Source organism: Pseudovibrio sp. Ad46, assembly GCF_001623065.1.
GTDB lineage: Bacteria > Pseudomonadota > Alphaproteobacteria > Rhizobiales > Stappiaceae > Pseudovibrio.
In genome coordinates this window covers 99,349-119,717 of record NZ_LMCG01000004.1, presented here as the reverse complement: position 1 = coordinate 119,717, position 20,369 = coordinate 99,349, and the positions used below count along the sequence as shown (strand labels likewise).

16 protein-coding genes are annotated in these 20,369 nt (G+C 49.8%); 9 read left to right on the top strand and 7 right to left on the bottom strand.

Features of this window, described 5'->3' with window-relative positions; all coding sequences use genetic code 11:
• Nucleotides 1-702: 702 nt before the first annotated feature.
• On the bottom strand, nucleotides 703-3,441 hold the full coding sequence (mutS, locus tag PsAD46_RS01610; protein ID WP_063306001.1) for a DNA mismatch repair protein MutS: 2,739 nt from the start codon (nucleotides 3,439-3,441) through the stop codon (nucleotides 703-705).
• A gap of 140 nt (nucleotides 3,442-3,581) precedes the next feature.
• On the opposite strand from mutS, the gene PsAD46_RS01605 reads away from it, so the two are divergent.
• Nucleotides 3,582-5,864 (top strand): NADP-dependent malic enzyme, encoded by a 2,283-nt coding sequence (locus tag PsAD46_RS01605; protein WP_057463194.1) that lies wholly within the window; start codon nucleotides 3,582-3,584, stop codon nucleotides 5,862-5,864.
• A 251-nt stretch (nucleotides 5,865-6,115) separates the two neighbouring features.
• Nucleotides 6,116-9,412, top strand: a complete 3,297-nt coding sequence (locus tag PsAD46_RS01600; protein WP_063286238.1) for a hypothetical protein — start codon at nucleotides 6,116-6,118, stop codon at nucleotides 9,410-9,412.
• Nucleotides 9,413-9,447: 35 nt separating this feature from the next.
• Here PsAD46_RS01600 and PsAD46_RS28310 read toward each other — a convergent pair whose 3' ends face one another.
• Nucleotides 9,448-9,795: an SH3 domain-containing protein gene (locus tag PsAD46_RS28310; protein WP_208981615.1), complete on the bottom strand. Its 348-nt coding sequence runs from the start codon at nucleotides 9,793-9,795 to the stop codon at nucleotides 9,448-9,450.
• A gap of 41 nt (nucleotides 9,796-9,836) precedes the next feature.
• Between PsAD46_RS28310 and PsAD46_RS01590 the strand changes: the two genes are divergently transcribed.
• Both PsAD46_RS01590 and trpB read left to right on the top strand, forming a co-directional pair.
• Nucleotides 9,837-10,553 carry a phosphoribosylanthranilate isomerase gene (locus tag PsAD46_RS01590; RefSeq protein WP_063300546.1) on the top strand — a complete coding sequence of 239 codons (717 nt, stop codon included), beginning with the start codon at nucleotides 9,837-9,839 and terminating at the stop codon, nucleotides 10,551-10,553.
• A 15-nt stretch (nucleotides 10,554-10,568) separates the two neighbouring features.
• Nucleotides 10,569-11,783, top strand: a complete 1,215-nt coding sequence (trpB, locus tag PsAD46_RS01585) for a tryptophan synthase subunit beta (protein WP_063306000.1) — start codon at nucleotides 10,569-10,571, stop codon at nucleotides 11,781-11,783.
• A gap of 80 nt (nucleotides 11,784-11,863) precedes the next feature.
• Here trpB and PsAD46_RS01580 read toward each other — a convergent pair whose 3' ends face one another.
• Together PsAD46_RS01580 and PsAD46_RS01575 are read right to left on the bottom strand one after the other, a co-directional pair.
• Complete coding sequence (locus PsAD46_RS01580; RefSeq protein ID WP_063305999.1) at nucleotides 11,864-12,775, bottom strand: bifunctional helix-turn-helix domain-containing protein/methylated-DNA--[protein]-cysteine S-methyltransferase; 912 nt, start codon at nucleotides 12,773-12,775, stop codon at nucleotides 11,864-11,866.
• Nucleotides 12,776-12,882: 107 nt separating this feature from the next.
• Nucleotides 12,883-13,392: a DUF2244 domain-containing protein gene (locus tag PsAD46_RS01575; protein ID WP_208981613.1), complete on the bottom strand. Its 510-nt coding sequence runs from the start codon at nucleotides 13,390-13,392 to the stop codon at nucleotides 12,883-12,885.
• Nucleotides 13,393-13,492: 100 nt separating this feature from the next.
• On the opposite strand from PsAD46_RS01575, the gene nth reads away from it, so the two are divergent.
• Nucleotides 13,493-14,212, top strand: coding sequence for an endonuclease III (gene nth, locus PsAD46_RS01570; protein ID WP_063286235.1), 720 nt, complete (start codon nucleotides 13,493-13,495; stop codon nucleotides 14,210-14,212).
• Nucleotides 14,213-14,228: 16 nt separating this feature from the next.
• Here the strand turns inward: nth and irrA are convergent, their stop codons facing one another.
• A complete protein-coding gene (irrA, locus tag PsAD46_RS01565; RefSeq protein WP_057463201.1) occupies nucleotides 14,229-14,660 on the bottom strand; it encodes an iron response transcriptional regulator IrrA in 432 nt (143 codons plus the stop codon).
• A gap of 373 nt (nucleotides 14,661-15,033) precedes the next feature.
• Between irrA and fabA the strand changes: the two genes are divergently transcribed.
• The 3 genes from fabA to fabI all read left to right on the top strand — a co-directional run bounded on the left by fabA (nucleotide 15,034) and on the right by fabI (nucleotide 17,744).
• Entirely contained in the window at nucleotides 15,034-15,549 is a 516-nt protein-coding gene (fabA, locus tag PsAD46_RS01560; protein WP_063286234.1) for a 3-hydroxyacyl-[acyl-carrier-protein] dehydratase FabA, read from the top strand.
• A gap of 94 nt (nucleotides 15,550-15,643) precedes the next feature.
• Entirely contained in the window at nucleotides 15,644-16,861 is a 1,218-nt protein-coding gene (fabB, locus tag PsAD46_RS01555; protein WP_063286233.1) for a beta-ketoacyl-ACP synthase I, read from the top strand.
• Between the two features lie 55 nt (nucleotides 16,862-16,916).
• Nucleotides 16,917-17,744 (top strand): enoyl-ACP reductase FabI, encoded by an 828-nt coding sequence (gene fabI, locus PsAD46_RS01550; protein WP_063291216.1) that lies wholly within the window; start codon nucleotides 16,917-16,919, stop codon nucleotides 17,742-17,744.
• 83 nt (nucleotides 17,745-17,827) lie between these two features.
• Here the strand turns inward: fabI and PsAD46_RS01545 are convergent, their stop codons facing one another.
• A complete protein-coding gene (locus PsAD46_RS01545; RefSeq protein WP_063305998.1) occupies nucleotides 17,828-18,376 on the bottom strand; it encodes an SH3 domain-containing protein in 549 nt (182 codons plus the stop codon).
• Between the two features lie 249 nt (nucleotides 18,377-18,625).
• Between PsAD46_RS01545 and PsAD46_RS01540 the strand changes: the two genes are divergently transcribed.
• Nucleotides 18,626-19,612, top strand: coding sequence for a D-glycerate dehydrogenase (locus PsAD46_RS01540; protein ID WP_057463206.1), 987 nt, complete (start codon nucleotides 18,626-18,628; stop codon nucleotides 19,610-19,612).
• Between the two features lie 48 nt (nucleotides 19,613-19,660).
• Here PsAD46_RS01540 and dnaQ read toward each other — a convergent pair whose 3' ends face one another.
• Nucleotides 19,661-20,368 (bottom strand): DNA polymerase III subunit epsilon, encoded by a 708-nt coding sequence (gene dnaQ, locus PsAD46_RS01535; RefSeq protein ID WP_063305997.1) that lies wholly within the window; start codon nucleotides 20,366-20,368, stop codon nucleotides 19,661-19,663.
• Nucleotide 20,369 lies beyond the last annotated feature (1 nt).

Below are 20,369 nucleotides of genomic sequence, written 5' to 3'. Positions count from 1 at the left end.
ACAAACTCTTCTCGAAGTTTCATTGTTGAACACTCTTTCCAAGGCATCCCGGTCCCTCCCTGAATGCCATGTTAATGTGTCAACCATCTCTCCGAACACCTGTCACCTATGTCTCCGGTATGTACACCCGAGCCGGGATGACACCGGTGGGTGGGGCAAAGACTGTCTTAAAAAACTTATTCCCCTTCTGAAATCCTCCCATATTCTGAACCTATGCCTACGTAACGGGCTGCTGGCGGAGCGACCGTCAGTTTGTCGTAGGTTGGGCGGGGCTATTGGAAGACGTAACGCACCTTTCAGTGGTCCGGTGAACCGAACTTCAAACGTGACCGCATGGTTTGAGGGGAAGGGCCCAGGACTATAGGGTATCACGCGGTGACAGGTGCAAATGTACCGGCAGTAAAACCTGCTTTTGCAAATGGATCTGTCAAAGACGGAGGAACTGTTTGGGCATGGAAACGTGTCTGGATAAGCCATTGTCTTTTCAGGAAACTGACTATCGTACCTTATAGGCAAAAGAGGCGACGTAGTTCATTCCAAAAAAGCCCGGGCAAGGCGTGCAGCCAATGCCGAAGAAACTAACTTAACAAACAGCGCAGGTATTGCCTGCCGCCTTGCTCATCCCGACTTTCGGGTTTCACATGAAAACACCGCCGGAAATCTCCAGCGGTGCTAAAACTGTTTGTGCTTTCTGTACTCAGCTCAGTTTGAGCTGAGCTCTTTGTGCTTTTGCTTGAGAGCGTAGAGCGCTTCCTGAGCCTGACGAGGCGTCATATCATCAGGATCAAGGGTCTCCAACAGTTCAACAAGCTCATTGGAAACAGAGGCTTCCTCATGCTCTTCCGGCTCCGGAATGGTTTCCAGAGGTTGCGAGAAGGATGCAAAGAGCGGCAGATCATCCAAAAGTGTCTCAGCAGGCTTGTTGGTGTCTTGCTCTTCCAGCTGAGTCAGGATCTTTTGCGCGCGGCTGACAACAGTCTTCGGCAGACCAGCCAGTTTTGCGACCTGAATACCATAGGACCGATCAGCAGCGCCTTCGACGATTTCGTGAAGGAAGACAACATCGCCTTTCCACTCTTTCACACGCACGGTCGCGTTGTTGAGACGCTCCAAACGCTGTGAGAGTGCTGTGATTTCATGGTAGTGCGTCGCGAAGAGCGAGCGCGAGCGATTGGTTTCATGCAGATGCTCAATGGCAGCCCATGCAATGGAAAGACCGTCAAAGGTCGCCGTTCCGCGTCCGATTTCATCCAAAATAACCAGAGAGCGGTCCGTGGCCTGATTGAGAATGGCCGCCGTTTCCACCATCTCAACCATGAAGGTTGAGCGGCCTCTGGCAAGGTCATCAGCCGCGCCAACACGAGAGAACAAGCGATCGACGATGCCAATGTGGGCAGTCGTTGCAGGAACGAAACTACCCATTTGAGCCAGCACTGCGATCAATGCATTCTGGCGCAGGAAGGTTGATTTACCAGCCATGTTAGGGCCGGTGATCAGCCAGATCTGGCCGTTTTCATAGCTTTCCTGCGGGCCGAGGTTGGCATTGTTTGCCACAAACGGTTCGCCAGATTTGCGAAGAGCTTGCTCCACCACCGGGTGACGGCCACCTTCAATCGTGAAGGCGAGCGAACCATCAACGATTGGACGGATGTAGTTTTCCGCTTCCGCCAAAACCGCGAGAGAGGTTGAAACATCAAGGACAGCAAGAGCTTCAGCCGCAGCTTTAATCAGGCCACCGGCCTCAACAACGGCCTTGGTCAGCTCGTTGAAGATTTCCAGTTCAATCGCAAGGGCGCGTTCTCCTGCGCTTGCAATTTTGCTTTCCAGATCAGCAAGATCGGTGGTCGTGAAGCGCATGGCACCAGCCATAGACTGACGGTGAATGAAGCGGGCAGAGTCATCCTTCATCGGATCACACTGCGCGGTCGGCGCTTCCATAAACCAGCCAAGCACGTTGTTGTGCTTGATCTTCAGTGAGCGGATGCCAAGCTCTTCAGCCAGATCCGCCTGCATCTGTGCGATGACTTTTCGGCTCTGATCGCGAAGTGCTTTGAGCTCATCGAGGTCTGGATGATAGTCAGGAGCAATAAAACCGCCATCCCGCTTGAGAAGCGGCAGTTCTTCTGCAATTGCGACGCTAAGCTTTTCACCCAGCGCATGCGGTGCTTGCTCCAGCTTTTGCACGGCAAAGCCAACTTCCTGAGGGAAGGCACCGCCAGAGGCGAGCAAACCTGCGATTTCCCGCGCAGATTTCATTGCAGACGCGATGGACTGCAAATCACGCGGGCCACCACGGTCCACTGCAAGACGGGACAGTGCACGAGACATATCCGGCGCGGACTTCAGCAGGCTGCGGATATCCTCGCGCTGCATGGTGTCGGATGCAAAAAACGCAATGGTGTCCTGACGATGACGGATTTGTTCCGGATCCGTAAGGGGACCTGACAGGCGACTGGCGAGCAGGCGGGAACCCGCTCCGGTCACGGTTTTATCAATGGCAGACAGCAAGCTGCCTCGACGCTCGCCGGACAGGGTACGGGTCAGCTCAAGGTTTGCGCGGGTTGCCGGATCAATCAGCAACTGTCCTGCAGCGGCTTCTTTGACTGGTGGGTCGAGAGGAGGGCGCTCGCCGAGCTGGGTTTTGTCGATGTAAGCCAGAATGCCACTGGCTGCGATCAGTTCAGCACGGGTGTAGTTGGCGAACCCGTCCAGCGTACCGACGGAGAAGTAAGTGGAGAGGCGATCCTGAGCGTTTGCGCCATCAAAAAACGTGCGTGGAACAGGAGAAAGGGCAGCGCCAAGTCCTTCGACTGTCGCTCGCAACTCGGTTTCCTGAAGAAGTGCGTCAGCAAGCACCAATTCTGATGGATCAATGCGCGCCAGATCAGCAGCAAGGCGCACATCGTCACTTTCAGCCACGCGGAACATGCCCGTGGACATATCAATCCAGGCGAGACCATAGAGGTTTCCGTCAGCCGTGCTTCCACCTTTGACCCGCGCTAACGAGGCAAGGAAGTTGTTTCGTCTGGCATCCAGAAGGCGATCTTCCGTGATCGTACCCGGTGTCACCAAGCGCACCACATCGCGGCGAACAACAGATTTGGAGCCACGCTTTTTGGCTTCTGCCGGGTTTTCCGTCTGCTCACAGACAGAAACGCGGTGGCCAAGACCGATCAGTTTTTGCAGATAGTCATCAGCGGCATGCACAGGAACGCCGCACATGGGAATATCATCACCATTATGCTTGCCGCGTTTGGTGAGCGTAATTCCTAGAGACTGAGATGCAACTTCTGCATCTTCAAAAAACAGCTCGTAGAAATCGCCCATTCGGTAGAACAGGAGACTGTCCGGATTAGCCGTCTTAATCTCAATATATTGCGCCATCATGGGTGTGACGCGGCCTTTTGCTGGGGAAGGCTTTTCGATATCTGCTGTAGTCATGGCGCAGACACTAGCAAATGGTTCTATGTGTTTCACCCGTGTCAGTTTAGTTCACAGCTTGAGAACGAGATTTTACGGGGATAATGTCGTCCAGTGATATTTGAAAAGAACACTGCGCTTAAGGGTGAGGAATTTTTCGCATGCCAACCACTGATAAAACAGCAAGCTCGCAGGTCAGCTTTACTGACCAAGACGCGTTAGCCTTCCATAACGAAGGCAAACCGGGCAAGCTTGAAATCTCGCCAACCAAGCCAATGGCCACTCAGCGCGACCTGAGCCTGGCCTATTCTCCTGGCGTTGCTGTTCCTGTGCTGGCAATTGCAGAAGACGCAAGCAAGGCTTACGACTACACCACCAAAGGCAACATGGTTGCGGTTATCTCCAACGGTACTGCCATTCTTGGCCTCGGAAACCTTGGCGCATTGGCTTCCAAGCCGGTGATGGAAGGCAAATCAGTTCTCTTCAAGCGCTTTGCTGATGTGGATTCCATTGACCTTGAAGTGGACACTTCCGACGTTGAGGAGTTCATCGACTCTGTAAAGCATCTCGGCCCTTCCTTCGGTGGCATCAACCTTGAAGACATTAAAGCGCCGGATTGCTTTATCATCGAGCAGCGTCTTCGTGAGATCATGGATATTCCGGTGTTCCACGATGATCAGCACGGCACAGCTATTATCGCTGCTGCAGGCTTGATCAACGCAGTTCATATGACAGATCGCGACATCAAAGATGTGAAAGTGGTCTGTAATGGCGCGGGCGCGGCTGGCATTGCTTGTATCGAGCTTGTTAAAGCGATGGGTGTTCCGCATGAGAACGTTCTTCTCTGCGATACAAAAGGCGTGATTTATCAGGGCCGTGAAGCTGGAATGAACCAGTGGAAGAGCGCCCATGCTGTGAAGACAGACAAGCGCACTCTTGAAGACGCGCTGGATGGTGCAGATGTATTCTTTGGAGTTTCCGTGAAGGGTGCTTTGACACCTGACATGGTGAAGACCATGGCGCCGGACCCAATTATCTTTGCGATGGCGAATCCGGATCCTGAGATTACGCCAGAAGAAGCGAAGGAAGTTCGCCCGGATGCGATTGTTGCAACGGGTCGTTCTGACTACCCGAACCAGGTGAACAACGTTCTCGGGTTCCCGTATATCTTCCGCGGGGCGTTGGACGTTCATGCAACAACCATTAATGATGAGATGAAAGTTGCCTGCGCTCGAGCGCTTGCAGAACTGGCTCGTGAAGATGTTCCTGATGAAGTGGCAGCAGCTTATCGTGGCAGCCGTCCTCGTTTCGGCCCCGAATACATCATTCCGGTTCCGTTTGATCCTCGTCTGATTTCCCGTATTCCTCAAGCAGTTGCACAAGCTGCTATGGACAGCGGTGTGGCACGTCGCCCAATCGTGGACATGGATGCTTATGGTGCGCAGCTGCAGGGTCGTCGTGACCCAATTGCCGGCACTTTGCAGCGGATCATCTCCAAAGTGCGTCAAAATCCGAAGCGCATTGTGTTTGCGGAAGGGGAAGAGCCAGCGGTTATTCGCGCAGCTTCCGCCTTTGTTGCGCAAGGGCTGGGTGAAGCGATTCTTGTTGGCCGTGAAGATGAGATCCGCGCCAATGCGACATCTGCCGGTATTGATGTAAACCGCCCGGGCATTCGCCTTGAAAGTGCGCGATCCTCCACCCGCAATGCGGATTACGCGGAATATCTGTACTCTCGCCTGCAACGTAAAGGCTACCTGCAACGTGATTGTCAGCGTCTCGTCAACAATGACCGTAACTACTGGGCGTCCATTATGGTTGCGCGTGGCGATGCTGATGGCGTTGTAACGGGAACAACACGAAACTATTCCGTTGCGCTGGAAACCGTCAGCCGCTGTATTGATACCAAACCGGGGCACCGCGTGATTGGTGTTTCACTTGTTGTGACACCGGGCAAAACCGTTCTTGTGGCCGATACGGCTGTTCATGACATGCCGACCTCAGAGGAACTGGCGGATATTGCGGAAGAAGCAGCGCATGTTGCCCGCCGTCTTGGGTCCGAGCCTCGCGTTGCTATGCTGGCGTACTCTACATTTGGTCACCCGAAAGGTGAACGGACTGAGCGTCTTCAGGAAGCCGTTAAGATCCTTGATCGTCGCCGTGTGGACTTTGAGTATGATGGTGAGATGGGTGCAGATATTGCACTTAACATGGAGAAGATGGCGGCTTATCCGTTCTGCCGTCTGAATGGACCTGCAAACGTGCTCATTATGCCTGCGTTCCACTCCGCTTCCATCGCGACGAAATTGTTGGAAGAGCTTGGCGGATCAACGCTTATTGGCCCATTGCTGGTTGGCATGGACAAGCCGGTTCAGATTGTACCGATGGGTGCCAAGGATAGCGAGATCTTCAATATGGCAGCTATTGCGGCCTACAACATCACTTAGGTCTGACGGAATTGTGAGATCAGGAAAAGCGTCGCTTCTGCGGTGCTTTTTTATTCCCTAAGCCTCTGATGAAACTACACTTCTATCTGAAAGAAATTATATTAATTACAGATCTCTCAAAAATGGCCAAACAGTCTCAAACCTCTCTTCACCTTGCTATCTAAATGCATGCGAATTGGGTCCGTATTTATAGATATTGTTGGCCTCAACATTGATAGCCTTAAGGGCCTGGGAAAGTTGGGAGTCGATCTATGGTTAAGGGTACGCTCGAAGTTACTGAGTACCAATGGGCGCAGAAGGTTTACAAGCAAAACTCATGGCCGTTCGATGCATATGACGGCGACCCCACTCCTGCTTCGATTGAGGCTCACTGCAAAAGTCGTTCTGCTCAATACAAAGCAGAACTTAAGAGCTACAAGGCGCTAAAACCCACTCTCCAAACAGACGCTCAAATGCAAACATTTGATAGTCTTTGCGAGCAAACTCAAAGTCGCATGAAGAATGCAGACTATCTATCGCAAACTGGCAATTTTCTTGATGCGGATAGCACACTGGATGACATAGCAGCACTTGTTGATGGTGTTGGAATTTTAGTAGGGAAGAGCAGGGCTTCAGAGCAGCAGAAAAACGGTGTAGATGGCAAGCAAACTGCTGATAAAGCAGCTACACGCGTTGATCCTCTACTCGCTGTACAACAACGAGTAGCGGAGTTTTCTGCAAAGTTGAAAGGCTACAAAGCTGAGAGGAAGATACTGGTCTCTAAAGATCAGAAAACCTTGTTCGATCAACTCTTCAAACAAGCTGCTTCAACAATGACATTCGTCACCAGTTTGGTAAAAAATAGAGATGCAGATGGTGCTGATCAGCGACTTTTTGATGCTGAAGCGCAATTGCAAGGTGTGCAGCAAGTACTTGAAATACAGAAGCAAACTGTTCGCGATTCGGAAAGTATCAAAGCCGCTCTAAAGGATGCAAATGCTCGGCTTTCAGGAGTCAATGGGCTTCGCAAAACCATTAAATCCCCTCAGGAGCAGAAAGCGTTCACGGATTCTTCAAAGCAAGCAAAAGGGCAAATTAAGCAGGTTGAGGGCTTACTTAAACGACATGAATTTGATGCCTGTCAGGCTGAGTTGAAAGTCCTTAATAACCTAGTTGAAAAAGCAGAGAGTTACGTCAAATTTGTTCCCGTTGATCCGAGTCTTAGCAAACAATTGAAAACGACACGGATTGAAATCCAATCTTGCTATCAGCAGGTAAATGAAGTTCCTGATAAAACTCTCAAACGGGATTTTGAAAAGAACTATCAAGTCGCGATCAACTTACTTGCAGAGACAGAGGATCTGATTGAAGGGCATGGACGTTCCTCTGAGGAAGATATTGCAGCCAATTTAGCTACACTTAAGACCTTAACTGAAGCATTGATAGATTGCGTGGTCAGCACAAAAGAAGCTGCAAAAAAACAAGCAACTAATCAACCGACAGGAAGACGGTCGCGGCCAAACTCAGCTTCGAAGAATGCAGCTCAAAATGCGCTAAATAAAGCTCTTTCCGATTGCACAGGATCTTTGGATGTGGCTCAAGAAAATCTCAACGAGCTTTTGAGGTCTGGGTCCGAGATCAAAGATGCTGCTCTTGCCAGCAGCTTTGCTCAGTATAACAGTGCGGCGCAGACCTATATCACCGAAGGCAAGCAGTATGTAGCGGATCGGAAACTTCAGGAAGCACGAGGCAAACTTGCTACTTGTGAGGATGCAATCAACTCAATGCGGTTCTTCTTAGAATCCGCTCAAGGTTCTCCCGATTTGCAGGCGTCAGAGCAGCAACCATCGCCTCACGATCAAACTGCCTCACCTAGTCAATCAGATCCCATAGCTTCGCACCAAGAAGCTCAGCTTAATGAAGAACGTCTTTTAGAAGAAACAAGGCAAAGAGCTAGCTCTATTCGCAACGCATTGAAAGAAGCAAGAAAGAGGGAAAAGCGTCTGAAGCAGCAACAGGCATCGATCACTGACCAGCAGCTAATGGCACAATTTGTCTCGATGATTGAGCAAGCAGACAAAACAATCCGAGATGTAGGCGTTATGCTTTCTTCAAGACGTGACGGTCGTATCGAATACTCTGAGCAACGCTTACCCTTGATTGATCAGCTCTATCAAAGAGCCCAGGAAATCCTTGATCTGAATAATACTCCTCAACAACACCCCAAAACGCAGGGTGCTCAAAAAACTAGTGATGATGGAGCAAAACAGGCCTTAACTGATCAACTGAAACAGTTAAAAAATGTGATTGCAGTCTCGGTAGCGAATGAATCCACGATTTCAGATCCAAAAATCCTGGATGAAATTGCAACCTATAAAATGCTTTCTGATCAGATGGTTAGTCAGATTGAATTGTACCTGGAAAACAATGACACAAAAGCTGCCCGAGATACTCTGCAGCAACTTCAAGATGTCAGCAAAAACCTTCAGGCCTGTGTAAAGCAGCAGCTGGGACCGGCACAAGAAGAAAAGCGCGCTGAACCAGAACCCATCACTACTCCAAATATCGCTGAGGCCAAAAAATGGGCAAAATCCTTGAAGGGGTTGAAAGCAAGCATACCTAATGAAGACAAAATCCCAGTTTTTGAGAATTGCCAACTGTTGAGTTCAGAATTGATACCGATGATTGAACGTTCAATTAGATCAGGTAACATGGCAGAAGCAGAGGCTCTCCTTGAGCAAGTTGCTGGCTTAATGCGTGAAGTTCAAGAAATAATGTCGGAAAAGAAGTATATTCTTGTACCTTACAAGCATGCAGCCCCGGGCATTCTGAACAACGTCGACTCTCGCAAAACGCCTAGCGGCCCTAATCCAGAACTCTACTGCGAGGAACAAGACGGTAAGTTTTGTCTGAAGCATGCTCTTAATGCGTGTTTGGGTTTTGGAGCAGTATCTCCGCAAGACATGGAAGATGCTCTTTTACAAAATACCTGTGAAGGTTACAAAAACCAGTCCGATATCATAACTTTTGGGGAAGTACGCGAGTATTATCCTGGCTTAACAATCGAAGAGATGCGCCGTCAGATTTCAGAAGACGCTGATGGCTTTTTCCTTAAATCCGCAAAAAAGCAATTCGAGTTGCTCTACGAGGGAATGACACCTGAAGACTATATTCGAGAACGTGGAGCAGATCCTCATACTGGTATGGCCATAATAAAATCAAAACAACAACAACTCGGAGTGCCTAACCTAAAGGATACCCATCTTGATAAGCCTAACTCAGAAGCAGACCTTCAAGCTAATGTGAAGAAAGTCACAGACCTTACGAAAGACGGCGCCGTAGATCGATTGATTGTAGGAGCAGGAGCTCATTTTATTGCTCTTCGAAGGAATACTGAAGGTGAGTGGTTTGAAGTGGATAGTAAATCCCCCACGGCGAGAAAAGTTGAACTAGAAGAATATGTTAGACTGAAAGCTAAGCAACACAAGGATGAAGCAATCACAATTATGCACTTTGATGGGGATGTGAACGCTGATGCCACCAAGGGAGCTTCTCAACCAAGGAGATGAGTTGAGAAGCTGACAAGGAGGAGTGAGTGCGTCGGTCAGACGCGCCGCATGTAGCCTTTGTAGACCCAACCGATTTGCTCGGAGGTTTGGGCGTCGCGGATGCCTAGCCAGTTGCCTTTGCAATCGGCGATGTTGATTGCTTGATTTGGGATAAGGCGGCCAATGACGTTGTAATTGGTTCCGGGGCCGGTACGAAGGTTAAGCACGCCTGACTTCAATGGCTTAACTGCATACGTGCCTGCACATGCCTGATCAAACCCGATGGGCACTTTTGGTTGGTGCTGGTAGACTGTCTGTGCTGGGGAGCTGCTTGCAAAAGCAACGAGTGCTCCACATATACCAAGGGTCATCAGATGACCGCGATAAACTCCAGATTTTCTCATTGGTCCCGTCCAGTTCAGGTTCCATAAATGACCAGAACAGGGTGACAAACCCCGATAATTTTGGTCTAACGGTCATTCTGGTATTGCTTGAACACGGTGCAAATATGGTCTCTTCCGCTATGATAAAAATCTGCGGCATCTCTACGAAGGAAACTGCGGACGCGGTTACGAAAGAACAAGTCGATATGATCGGATTTGTCTTTTTTCCGAAAAGTCCGCGCTATGTTTCCATGGCTAAAGCCAAAGAGCTGGCAGACCACGTGCGCGGTAAGACGCAAATTGTTGCACTTACTGTGAACATGGATGATGCAGGCCTGAAGGAAATTGTCGACACTATCTCACCAGATGTTTTGCAGCTGCACGGGAGTGAAACCCCTGAGCGCTGCTCTGAAATTCGTGAGAGTTTTGGCGTTCCTGTGATGAAAGCCTGCGGGATTTCCTCTGCAGAAGACGTGGAGGCACTTACGCCCTATATTCCGCACGTAGACAGATTTCTTCTAGATGCAAAACCACCAAAAAATTCCGATATTCCGGGAGGAAATGGTGTCAGCTTTGACTGGAAACTGCTACAAGGCCTAGAACTTGGAAAGCCTATCATGCTTTCTGGCGGCTTAAGCCCTGATAACGTCCGCGAAGCTTTGGCAATCTCCGGAGTGAGTGATGTCGATGTTTCATCCGGCGTCGAACGCGAGAAGGGCGTTAAAGACATCGAGTTGATTGAGGCTTTTGTGCGTGAAGCGCGCAGCGTTGCCGAGTGAATTTGGGAAGAATTAATGAACCAGCAAGCCAACACATTGCGTTCCGGTCCGGATGATCGCGGCCACTTTGGTGATTTTGGGGGTCGTTTCGTAGCTGAAACGCTCATGCCTTTGATCCTGGATCTGGAAAAGGCTTACAGTGACGCAAAGGCTGACCCAGCATATGCGGCAGAGCTGGAAAACCTGAACACCCACTATACTGGTCGCCCATCTGCGCTTTATTTCGCTGAACGCCTGACAGAAGAGCTGGGCGGTGCGAAGGTTTACTTTAAGCGTGATGAGCTGAACCACACCGGATCTCACAAGATCAACAACTGTATTGGTCAGATCCTGCTGGCTAAACGTATGGGCAAAACCCGCATCATTGCGGAAACCGGTGCTGGTCAACACGGTGTTGCGACCGCAACAGTTTGTGCGCGCTTTGGTTTGCCATGCGTTGTTTACATGGGTGCTACCGACGTTGAGCGTCAGAAACCAAACGTGTTCCGCATGAAGCTTCTGGGTGCTGAAATTGTTCCCGTTACTGCGGGTGCTGGTACGCTCAAGGACGCGATGAATGAAGCGCTACGTGACTGGGTAACCAACGTGGATGACACGTATTACCTGATCGGTACAGCTGCTGGCCCGCATCCTTATCCAGAGATGGTTCGTGATTTCCAGTCTGTGATTGGAGAAGAGACCAAAGAACAACTGATGAAAGCAGAAGGCAAATTGCCAGATGCTCTCGTTGCTGCAGTTGGTGGCGGCTCTAACGCGATTGGCCTGTTCCACCCGTTCCTTGATGATCCATCCGTTGAAATTTACGGCGTTGAAGCTGGTGGTAGAGGCCTGCAGGGTGAAGAACACTGTGCCTCGCTAAACGCAGGTAAGCCGGGTGTACTGCATGGTAACCGCACCTATCTGCTGCAGGATGATGACGGACAGATCCTTGAAGGACATTCCGTTTCTGCAGGTTTGGATTATCCTGGTATCGGCCCAGAGCACTCCTGGCTGAAGGATACAGGCCGTGTGAACTACGTGCCTGCGACCGATGAGGAAGCTCTGGATGCATTCCAGATGCTGACCCGCGTTGAGGGTATCATTCCAGCTCTGGAGCCAAGCCATGCGCTTGCTCAGGTGATCAAGATGGCGCCGAAGATGGACAAAGACAAAGTGATCGTCATGAACCTTTGTGGTCGTGGTGACAAGGATGTCTTCACTGTTGGCAAGATCCTTGGATTTGACCTGTAAGTCATTTGATTTTCAAATGAAAAAGGCGGGCCTTGTGCTCGCCTTTTTTGTTGCCTGACATTGAATCGGAAATGAAACGATTAGCCCGTGGCAGCAATGCCATCCAGAACGCCGGAAACGCCAGCTTCCCAGCCTAAAATGGCGCGCTTACGAGTGATGCCCCAGTGATAGCCACACATATTGCCCTTTGCCCCGAGGACGCGGTGACACGGAACGACGAAGGACAGCGGGTTCTTTCCAACGGCTGTTCCGACAGCACGAGAGGCTTTGGGATTGCCAAGGTTATTCGCGATCTCCGAATACGTGGTAGCCTTGCCTAAAGGAATTCTCAGAAGTGTTTGCCAAACGCGGATTTCAAAGTCCGTACCAATGAAGACAACACGAAGCGGCTGTTCTTCCTTCCATTTATTTGGTTCGAAGATGCGGGAGACGTAAGGAGCGGTGAGTTGCTGGTTCTCTTCAAACTCAGCAGCTGGCCAGCGTTCGCTCATGTCAGTAAGTGCTTTTGCCTCTTCACCAGCATCAGCAAAGGCAAGACCTGCCAGACCACGCTCTGTTACCATCAGCAGGACAATCCCAAACGGGCAGGGATGGAAGCCCCAACTGATCTTTACGCCTGCACCACGCCGTTTGTAGTCGCCAGGCGTCATCGCCTCATGGGTTACAAACAAGTCGTGCAAACGGGCGGGGCCTGAGAGGCCAACTTCGAGCGAGGCTTCCAGAATACTAGCGGAATCTTGTAAAAGGGCACGTGCGTGATCGATGGTGATGGCTTGCAAGAATTGCTTGGGTGTAATGCCTGCCCATCTTGAAAACACCCGTTGAAGCTGAATTGGCTGAAGGCCAACGCTGTAGGCAAGCTCTTCAAGGGAGGGTTGTTCCCTCCAATTCTCGGAGATGCCTTGAAGGGTTTTCTGGACGACACGATAGTCCTCAAGAGCAGAACTGTCTTCTACAAACGTGCCATTTGCGAGATTGGCTGCATTAAACATCTTGATTCATGGCTCTTAGATTTCGTTTCTCATTTGGTAAAATCTAGATGATCCTCAGCCTAAGAGCCACCCGAAACGCGAGTACATGGGAACAGAGTATTTCAGGCTCAGGCGTGATCAAACCCACGATTGCGTGCGGAGTGGATTGCCTGAGAAAACGCAGAGGCGAAACTTGTCCGGTCATCCGGGTTCAAAAACGCTCCAACAATGAGGAAAAGTTGATCAGAACGCACCAAAATGCGGGTAACTCCAACATCATCATCCCGTTCAATTTGGAGTTTCATGTGAAACGGATTGAGCACATACTCCTGCACTTCGCCTTTGTACGTGACATGCTTCAATCTAACCTCAAGCGGAGAAACGCTGATTTCCTCATAGGTTTCAGCCGTCGCAAAGTTGTGCCTGAACGCGAGCCAGAGAAAGAGAACAGGTAGTGATAGGAGGATAGGCGCGGGCCATAATCCCATCAAAACAAGCACGAGCGAATAAAAGCCAGCAATCAAGCCGGCGCACCAAAGAACGATGTTCACGCCCCGGCGGGACAGTGAGCGGTGCGGGGTTAGAACAGCCTGAAAGAAAGGGGGATAAGGCTCCCGCTTTTGAAGATCATGGGGCATTGGTGCTATTTCGCACTCTGTTTCATTGCTACTCTTTATCGCTTAAGAGTATAGAGCTTTCAAAGCCTACGCAAAGTCACTTATTTCCTTCGAGAGTCCTATGGTTGACGCTACCAAAACAAAGAAGGTTGCATCTTCTTCCAGTACACGCAAAAAGCCGGTTTCCAGATCAAGGTATTCTAAAGCCGAGATCTACGAAATCTTTGCGGCATTTGAAAAAGACAATCCAGAACCGGAAGGGGAACTTAATCATTCCAACGAGTTCACACTGCTGGTTGCTGTTGTGCTTTCCGCTCAAGCAACAGATGCCGGGGTGAACAAAGCAACGAAACATCTCTTCCAAATTGCAGATACGCCAGAGAAGATGGTTGCTCTTGGAGAAGATAAGATCCGTGAAGAGATCCGCACAATCGGGCTCTATAAAAACAAAGCAAAGAACACGTTTTTGCTCTCTCAAATGCTGATTGAGCATCATGGTGGGCAAGTTCCGCAAACCCGTGAAGAGTTGGAAGCTTTGCCGGGTGTTGGCCGTAAAACAGCTAATGTGGTGCTGAATATTGCTTTTGGGCAGCCGACGATTGCGGTCGACACGCATCTCTTCAGGATAGCAAACAGGTTAGGGCTTGCCCCCGGCAAAACACCGCTGGATGTTGAGTTGAAACTGGAAAAGATAATTCCGCAAGACTTTATGCAGCACGCACACCACTGGCTGATCCTACATGGCCGTTACATCTGTAAGGCGCGCAAGCCGGCGTGCGATCGCTGCATCATCTATGATCTTTGCAAAAGCAAAGAGAAAATCTTGAAGGAAGTTGCCTAAGTAAAAGCAGAGGCTCTTAATGCATCTGCTTTTTACGGAGACGAACAACCACTTCCACGCGGGAAATTTCCATTCCTTCAGGTGGGACTGGCAAGTTGTCTAGTGTCAGGCCACTGTCTGGAATATCGATTACACGGTTCTCATCTTCCAGGAAGAAATGGTGATGCTCAGAAGTGTTGGTGTCGAAGTAAGTCTTTGTTCCTTCAACAGCAACTTCACGCAGCAAACCAACTTCAGTGAACTGATGAAGTGTGTTGTAAACTGTCGCCAGAGAGACGGGCACATTCGCTAGGATAGCTTCTTCGTGAAGGACTTCCGCCGAGATGTGGCGATTACCCTGAGAATAAAGAAGCTCAGCCAGTGCCACGCGCTGACGTGTAGGGCGCAGACCTGCGTCTCTTAGCATCCCTGTTACATCTTGATGTTCGTTAGCAATCTGCGAGCTCATTTTTTCCTACTTTAGTTCTTTAGGGTGCTGATGTTTTAACACCTACGCACCAATTCTACCAGCATTAGATTAAAAGCAACCTATTGACCTGCACCCAAGCACTCTCAATATAAGGGAGCATAACCCTTGATACATCAAGCTAAAACCAAGCAGGATTAACCGGACTGCTTATAACAATAATAAGAATAGTATAAGTTTAACACAACTGCGTACATTGAGCACACGCAAACTCACATACATCGCTCTTTCGATATTCGGGCTCGTGTGCTAGGAAGGCCCGAACAGTTAATACTTAGAACCATCGTTACGTTTAGGTAAGGTGAACCCTACGTTTTTCTGGCCTCAAACAAACGACAAATTATGCGGGAATAGAATGCACGAGAAGCGTTCAAGCTACGATAAAGAAGCTCTGCTGGCCTGTGGTCGCGGTGAGCTGTTTGGCCAAGGCAATGCACAGCTGCCACTTCCTCCTATGCTGATGTTTGATCGCGTCACCGAAATTTCTGAGGACGGCGGCGAGTACGGCAAAGGCGTAATTCGTTCTGAATTCGACATTAATCCAGATCTCTGGTTCTTCGAATGTCACTTCCAGGGCGATCCTGTTATGCCTGGCTGTCTTGGTTTGGACGCTCTGTGGCAGATGACTGGCTTCTATCTTGGCTGGCTGGGTGAGCCTGGGCGTGGTCGTGCACTTTCTACCGGTGAAGTTAAGTTCACAGGTCAGGTTACTCCTGACGTAAAAATGCTGGAATTCGGTGTTGATATGAAGCGCGTTATGCGCTCCCGCCTGAAACTGGCAATTGCTGATGGCTGGGTAAAAGCTGACGGCGAGACTATTTTTGTTGCGAAAGACCTGCGTGTTGGTCTGTTTCAAGACGAAGCGAAATAAGTAATCAAATTATGCGAGGGTTTGTCATGTGGAATGATGAACCCTTTTTTGGAATTTGGTCCGAACGGACCACTTAACCCACGGGAGACCTTAGATGAGGCGTGTGGTTGTTACTGGTATGGGTATTGTTTCACCTCTTGGCAACAATGCTGAGGAAGTGAAAGCAAGCCTTTACGAAGGTAAATCCGGTATTGTTGCAGCTGAAGACTACGAGAAGCTCGGCTTCCGTTGTCAGGTTCATGGCGCACCTACCCTAGATCCATTGGAAAAACTTGGCCGTCGTACTTCTCGCTTTATGGGTGAAGGTGCTGCATGGAACTACATTGCCATGGAGCAGGCCATTGAAGATGCCGGTCTTTCCGAAGACCTGGTTACCAATGACCGCACAGGCCTGATCATGGGTTCTGGTGGACCATCCACCAAAGCGATCGTTGAAGCTGCGGATATCACCCGTGAAAAAGGCCCACGCCGCATCGGGCCGACCGCTGTTCCGAAAGCTATGAGCTCTACGAACTCAGCAACGCTTGCAACACCATTTAAAATTCACGGCGTCAACTACTCCATTTCCGCAGCTTGTGCGACAACCAATATCTGTATTGGTAATGCCTATGAGCTGATCCAATGGGGTAAACAAGACGTGGTATTTGCGGGCGGTGGCGAAGAACTGGACTGGACACTCTCCAACCTGTTTGATGCTATGGGCGCAATGTCTTCCAAGTACAATGACACTCCTTCTACTGCTTCTCGTCCATATGACAAGAACCGTGATGGCTTTGTTATTGCTGGCGGCGGCGGCGTGCTGGTTCTTGAAGAACTTGAACATGCAAAAGCACGTGGCGCAAAGATCTACGCAGAAATCGTTGGTTACGGCCAGACTTCTGATGGTCACGACATGGTTGCACCAAGTGGTGAAGGCGCAGCTCGCTGCATGAAGATTGCGCTTAAAGACGTTGATTGTGACATTGACTACATCAATCCACATGCAACCTCTACGCCTGTTGGTGACATCAAAGAAATTGAAGCGATCCGCGCCGTGTTCGGCGACAAGGTTCCGCCAATTTCTGCGACTAAAGCGCTTTCTGGCCACTCTTTGGGTGCTGCCGGCGTTCATGAAGCGATCTACTCTTTGCTTATGATGGAAGGCAATTTCATTGCGGCTTCTGCTCATATTGAAGAATTAGATCCGGATTTTGAGGATATGCCAATCGTAAGAGAACGCGTAGATAATGCAGAATTGAATTGCGTTCTTTCAAACGGCTTTGGATTTGGCGGCACCAACGCGACCGTCGTGTTTAAGCGATACAAAGACTGAGTTTGAGGTCCTGAGCTTGCTCAGCTCCTTTAGCTTTTGATTAAAGGAGTTTTCTATGAGCAAGCTTATGCAAGGCAAGCGTGGTCTGATTATGGGCGTTGCCAATGACCACAGCATTGCCTGGAGCATAGCCAAAACTCTTGCAGAACAGGGTGCAGAAATGGCGTTTACCTATCAAGGTGACGCCTTCGCCCGACGCGTAAAACCACTGACAGACAGTGTTGGATGCGATATGCTTCTTCCATGTGATGTGGAAGACATTGATAGCGTGGACAAGGTTTTCGCTCAGCTCCAAGAAAAATGGGGGAGCATTGATTTCCTCGTGCACGCGATCGCGTTTTCAGACAAGTCTGAACTGCGTGGCCGTTATGCAGACACTACCCGCGATAATTTTGCCCGCACCATGCAGATCTCCTGCTTCTCATTCACAGAGATTGCAAAGCGAGCGGCTGATTTGATGCCGAATGGCGGTTCCATCCTGACACTAACGTATGGCGGCGCGACAAGCGTTATGCCAAACTATAACGTCATGGGCGTTGCCAAGGCCGCACTGGAAGCATCTGTGCGCTATCTGGCTATGGACTTTGGAGAGCAAGGCATCCGCGTGAATGCTATATCTGCAGGGCCTGTTCGCACGCTGGCTGGCGCAGGTATCTCTGACGCTCGTTTGATGTTCAACTTCCAGCAGGCAAACTCTCCGCTGAAGCAGACTGTTACAACCGAACAGCTTGGTGGTTCTGGTCTTTATCTTCTCTCAGAGTTATCTGGCGGAGTGACTGGTGAGGTTCACTTTGTGGATTCTGGTTACAACATCGTTTCCATGCCACGCATGAAAGAGTTGAAGACCGCCGACAAGCTGATGCGAGAAAAGGAAACTGTCTAGATTTCTTTGATTGTTCAGGTGAATAGCAAAAAGCCTCCAAGTTTCCTCAGAGGCTTTTCGTTAAACTGTTGTTGGAACTGAGATCAATTATTGATTGTCTCGTTTTTATAAACACCAAACAATCTGCTCTGATCAATCCAACCTTCAAAATCTTTGCCGGAAACGCGGCAGTAACCATCCGTGCATTCGACAACACCAGCAAGAACCAAAGGCTCAAGAAACGCGATGATCTCTTCATTCGGACCAGGCCGCTTACGGAGAGGGGTGGTTTCAACGGTGTTTTCCAGCCAAGGCGTTACCAGTGCAGAGCGGTAGCCAGTCAGCAAGGTTTTGAAAACCCAGCCGTCTTTGCCTTCCCAATCGCGAATGCGGCGCCAGTCGTCATATTCCTGAATGACTTCAACCGGCAGCCTGCTGCGAATGAAAGTCCAACCAATGTCGTGGTTTCTGCTTGGACCTTTGCGAACGTTCACTCTATCAGATTTAAGACTGACAAAACGCGGAACTGGAAGACCAGATACACCAGAACCTGCAGACTGGGCCTGAGCGGTGATTACGAATGGGGAAACAAAAAGGAATAATAGAAAAGTAGCTGCAAGGGCACTAAGAGTACGAAAGCTTTTATTTTTCATAGTGATACCAAAACTTCCCGTAGGCTAATCCGTAATTTTCACTAAAATCGAGACACAAGTATCATACCTTAGATCTCGCGATTTCCGATAGTGGCTGCTATTAGATGTAGACGTGTTTGACAAGTCTTGTTTTCACCGGAACATTTGGTAATGAAACTTTGACAGCCTGTAAGACCTTTGAGTCATTGACTCATATGGTGATTAGGGCAGGGTTAAAAAACTTCGAATTTTTGACAGAAGGCGGGGACGATGCCAAAAAAGAAGCCTATTGTGGTTGTGACGCGGAAACTGCCGGATGTTGTTGAAACACGCATGCGCGAGCTTTTCGACACACGGTTGAATGAGCAAGATAAGCCGTTTACACAGGCTGAGCTTGTGGAAGCCGTCAAAATTGCTGATGTTCTTGTCCCCACTGTTACAGACCGCATTGACGCTTCGGTTTTGGCTCAGGCTGGCCCTAATCTGAAAATGATTGCCAACTTCGGTAATGGCGTTGACAATATTGACGTTATCTCTGCCAACAATCGCGGTATTGCAGTTACCAATACTGCTGGTGTGATGACCGAAGACACCGCAGACATGACCATGGCGCTTATTCTCGCTGTTCCACGTCGCCTTTCTGAAGGCATGAAGAAGATTGAGAACAAGGAATGGGACGGCTGGTCTCCAACCTGGATGCTTGGTCGCCGTATCTGGGGTAAACGTCTCGGTATCATCGGCATGGGCAGGATCGGTCAGGCGGTCGCCAGACGCGCAAAAGCGTTTGGTATGTCTATCCATTACCACAATCGAATTCGTGAGCCTCTGGAGCTTGAAGAGCAGCTGGAGGCTACTTTCTGGGAGAGCCTGGATCAGATGCTTGCGCGCATGGATGTCGTCTCCATCCATTGTCCGCATACACCGGGTACCTACCACTTGCTTTCCGCACGCCGTTTGAAGCTGATGAAGCCTGATGCGTACATCGTGAACACCGCTCGCGGTGAGATCGTGGATGAAAACGCGCTGATCCGTCAGATTGAATCAGGTGAACTTGCAGGGGCTGCGCTGGACGTGTTTGAGCACGAGCCTGCGATCAATCCGAAGCTTGTGGCATCCGATAAGGTGGTTGTGCTGCCTCACATGGGGTCGGCAACAATCGAAGGGCGTATTGATATGGGTGAGAAGGTCATCATCAATATCAAAGCCTTTATGGACGGGCATCGTCCACCGGATCGCGTTTTGCCATCTATGCTCTGATAACAGTTTGAAGCGCTTCAGAAATCTGGAGCGCTTTTTGTTTGGAACCTACTTCAGATACTTGTTCCAGGCAGGGTCAGATTTCATTCCAGCAAGGAATTTGGCGTGCGCCTCAATTTCTTCCTCTGACAGGGAAGGGGAGAGAGGGTTTGGGCGTTGCTTGGCTGCGTCGCGCTTTTTCGGCTCATCATTGAGTTTATCCAGATCGATCGCTTCATCGTCTGGCACCAGACCAAGATTTTTCTGCTTACCGCCGTTCATCTCCAGATAAACTTCAGCCAGCAGTTCCGCATCGAGCAACGCGCCGTGGTATACGCGCTTTGTGTTATCCACGCCGTAGCGCGAACACAAAGCATCCAGAGACACCGATCCGGTCGGGAACTTTCTGCGGGCGAGCTTTAGAGTATCCAGCACCTGCGTATTTGGGATTTTCGGTTTATTACAACGTCCAAGCTCCATATTGATGAAGCCCATATCGAATGGAGCGTTGTGAATAACCAGGCGTGAATCTCCAACAAAATCAAGAAATTCGTCAGCTACATCGACAAACAGCGGTTTATCGGAGAGGAACTCAGCAGAGAGGCCGTGAATACGGAACGCTTCTTCTGGCATATCTCGTTGCGGGTTGACGTAAAGATGGCAGGTCCGGCCCGTTGGAATGAAATTTATGAGTTCCACTCCGCCGATTTCAACCAGCCTATCCCCATCAAGCGGATTCAGGCCTGTGGTTTCAGTATCGAAGGAGATTTCGCGCATA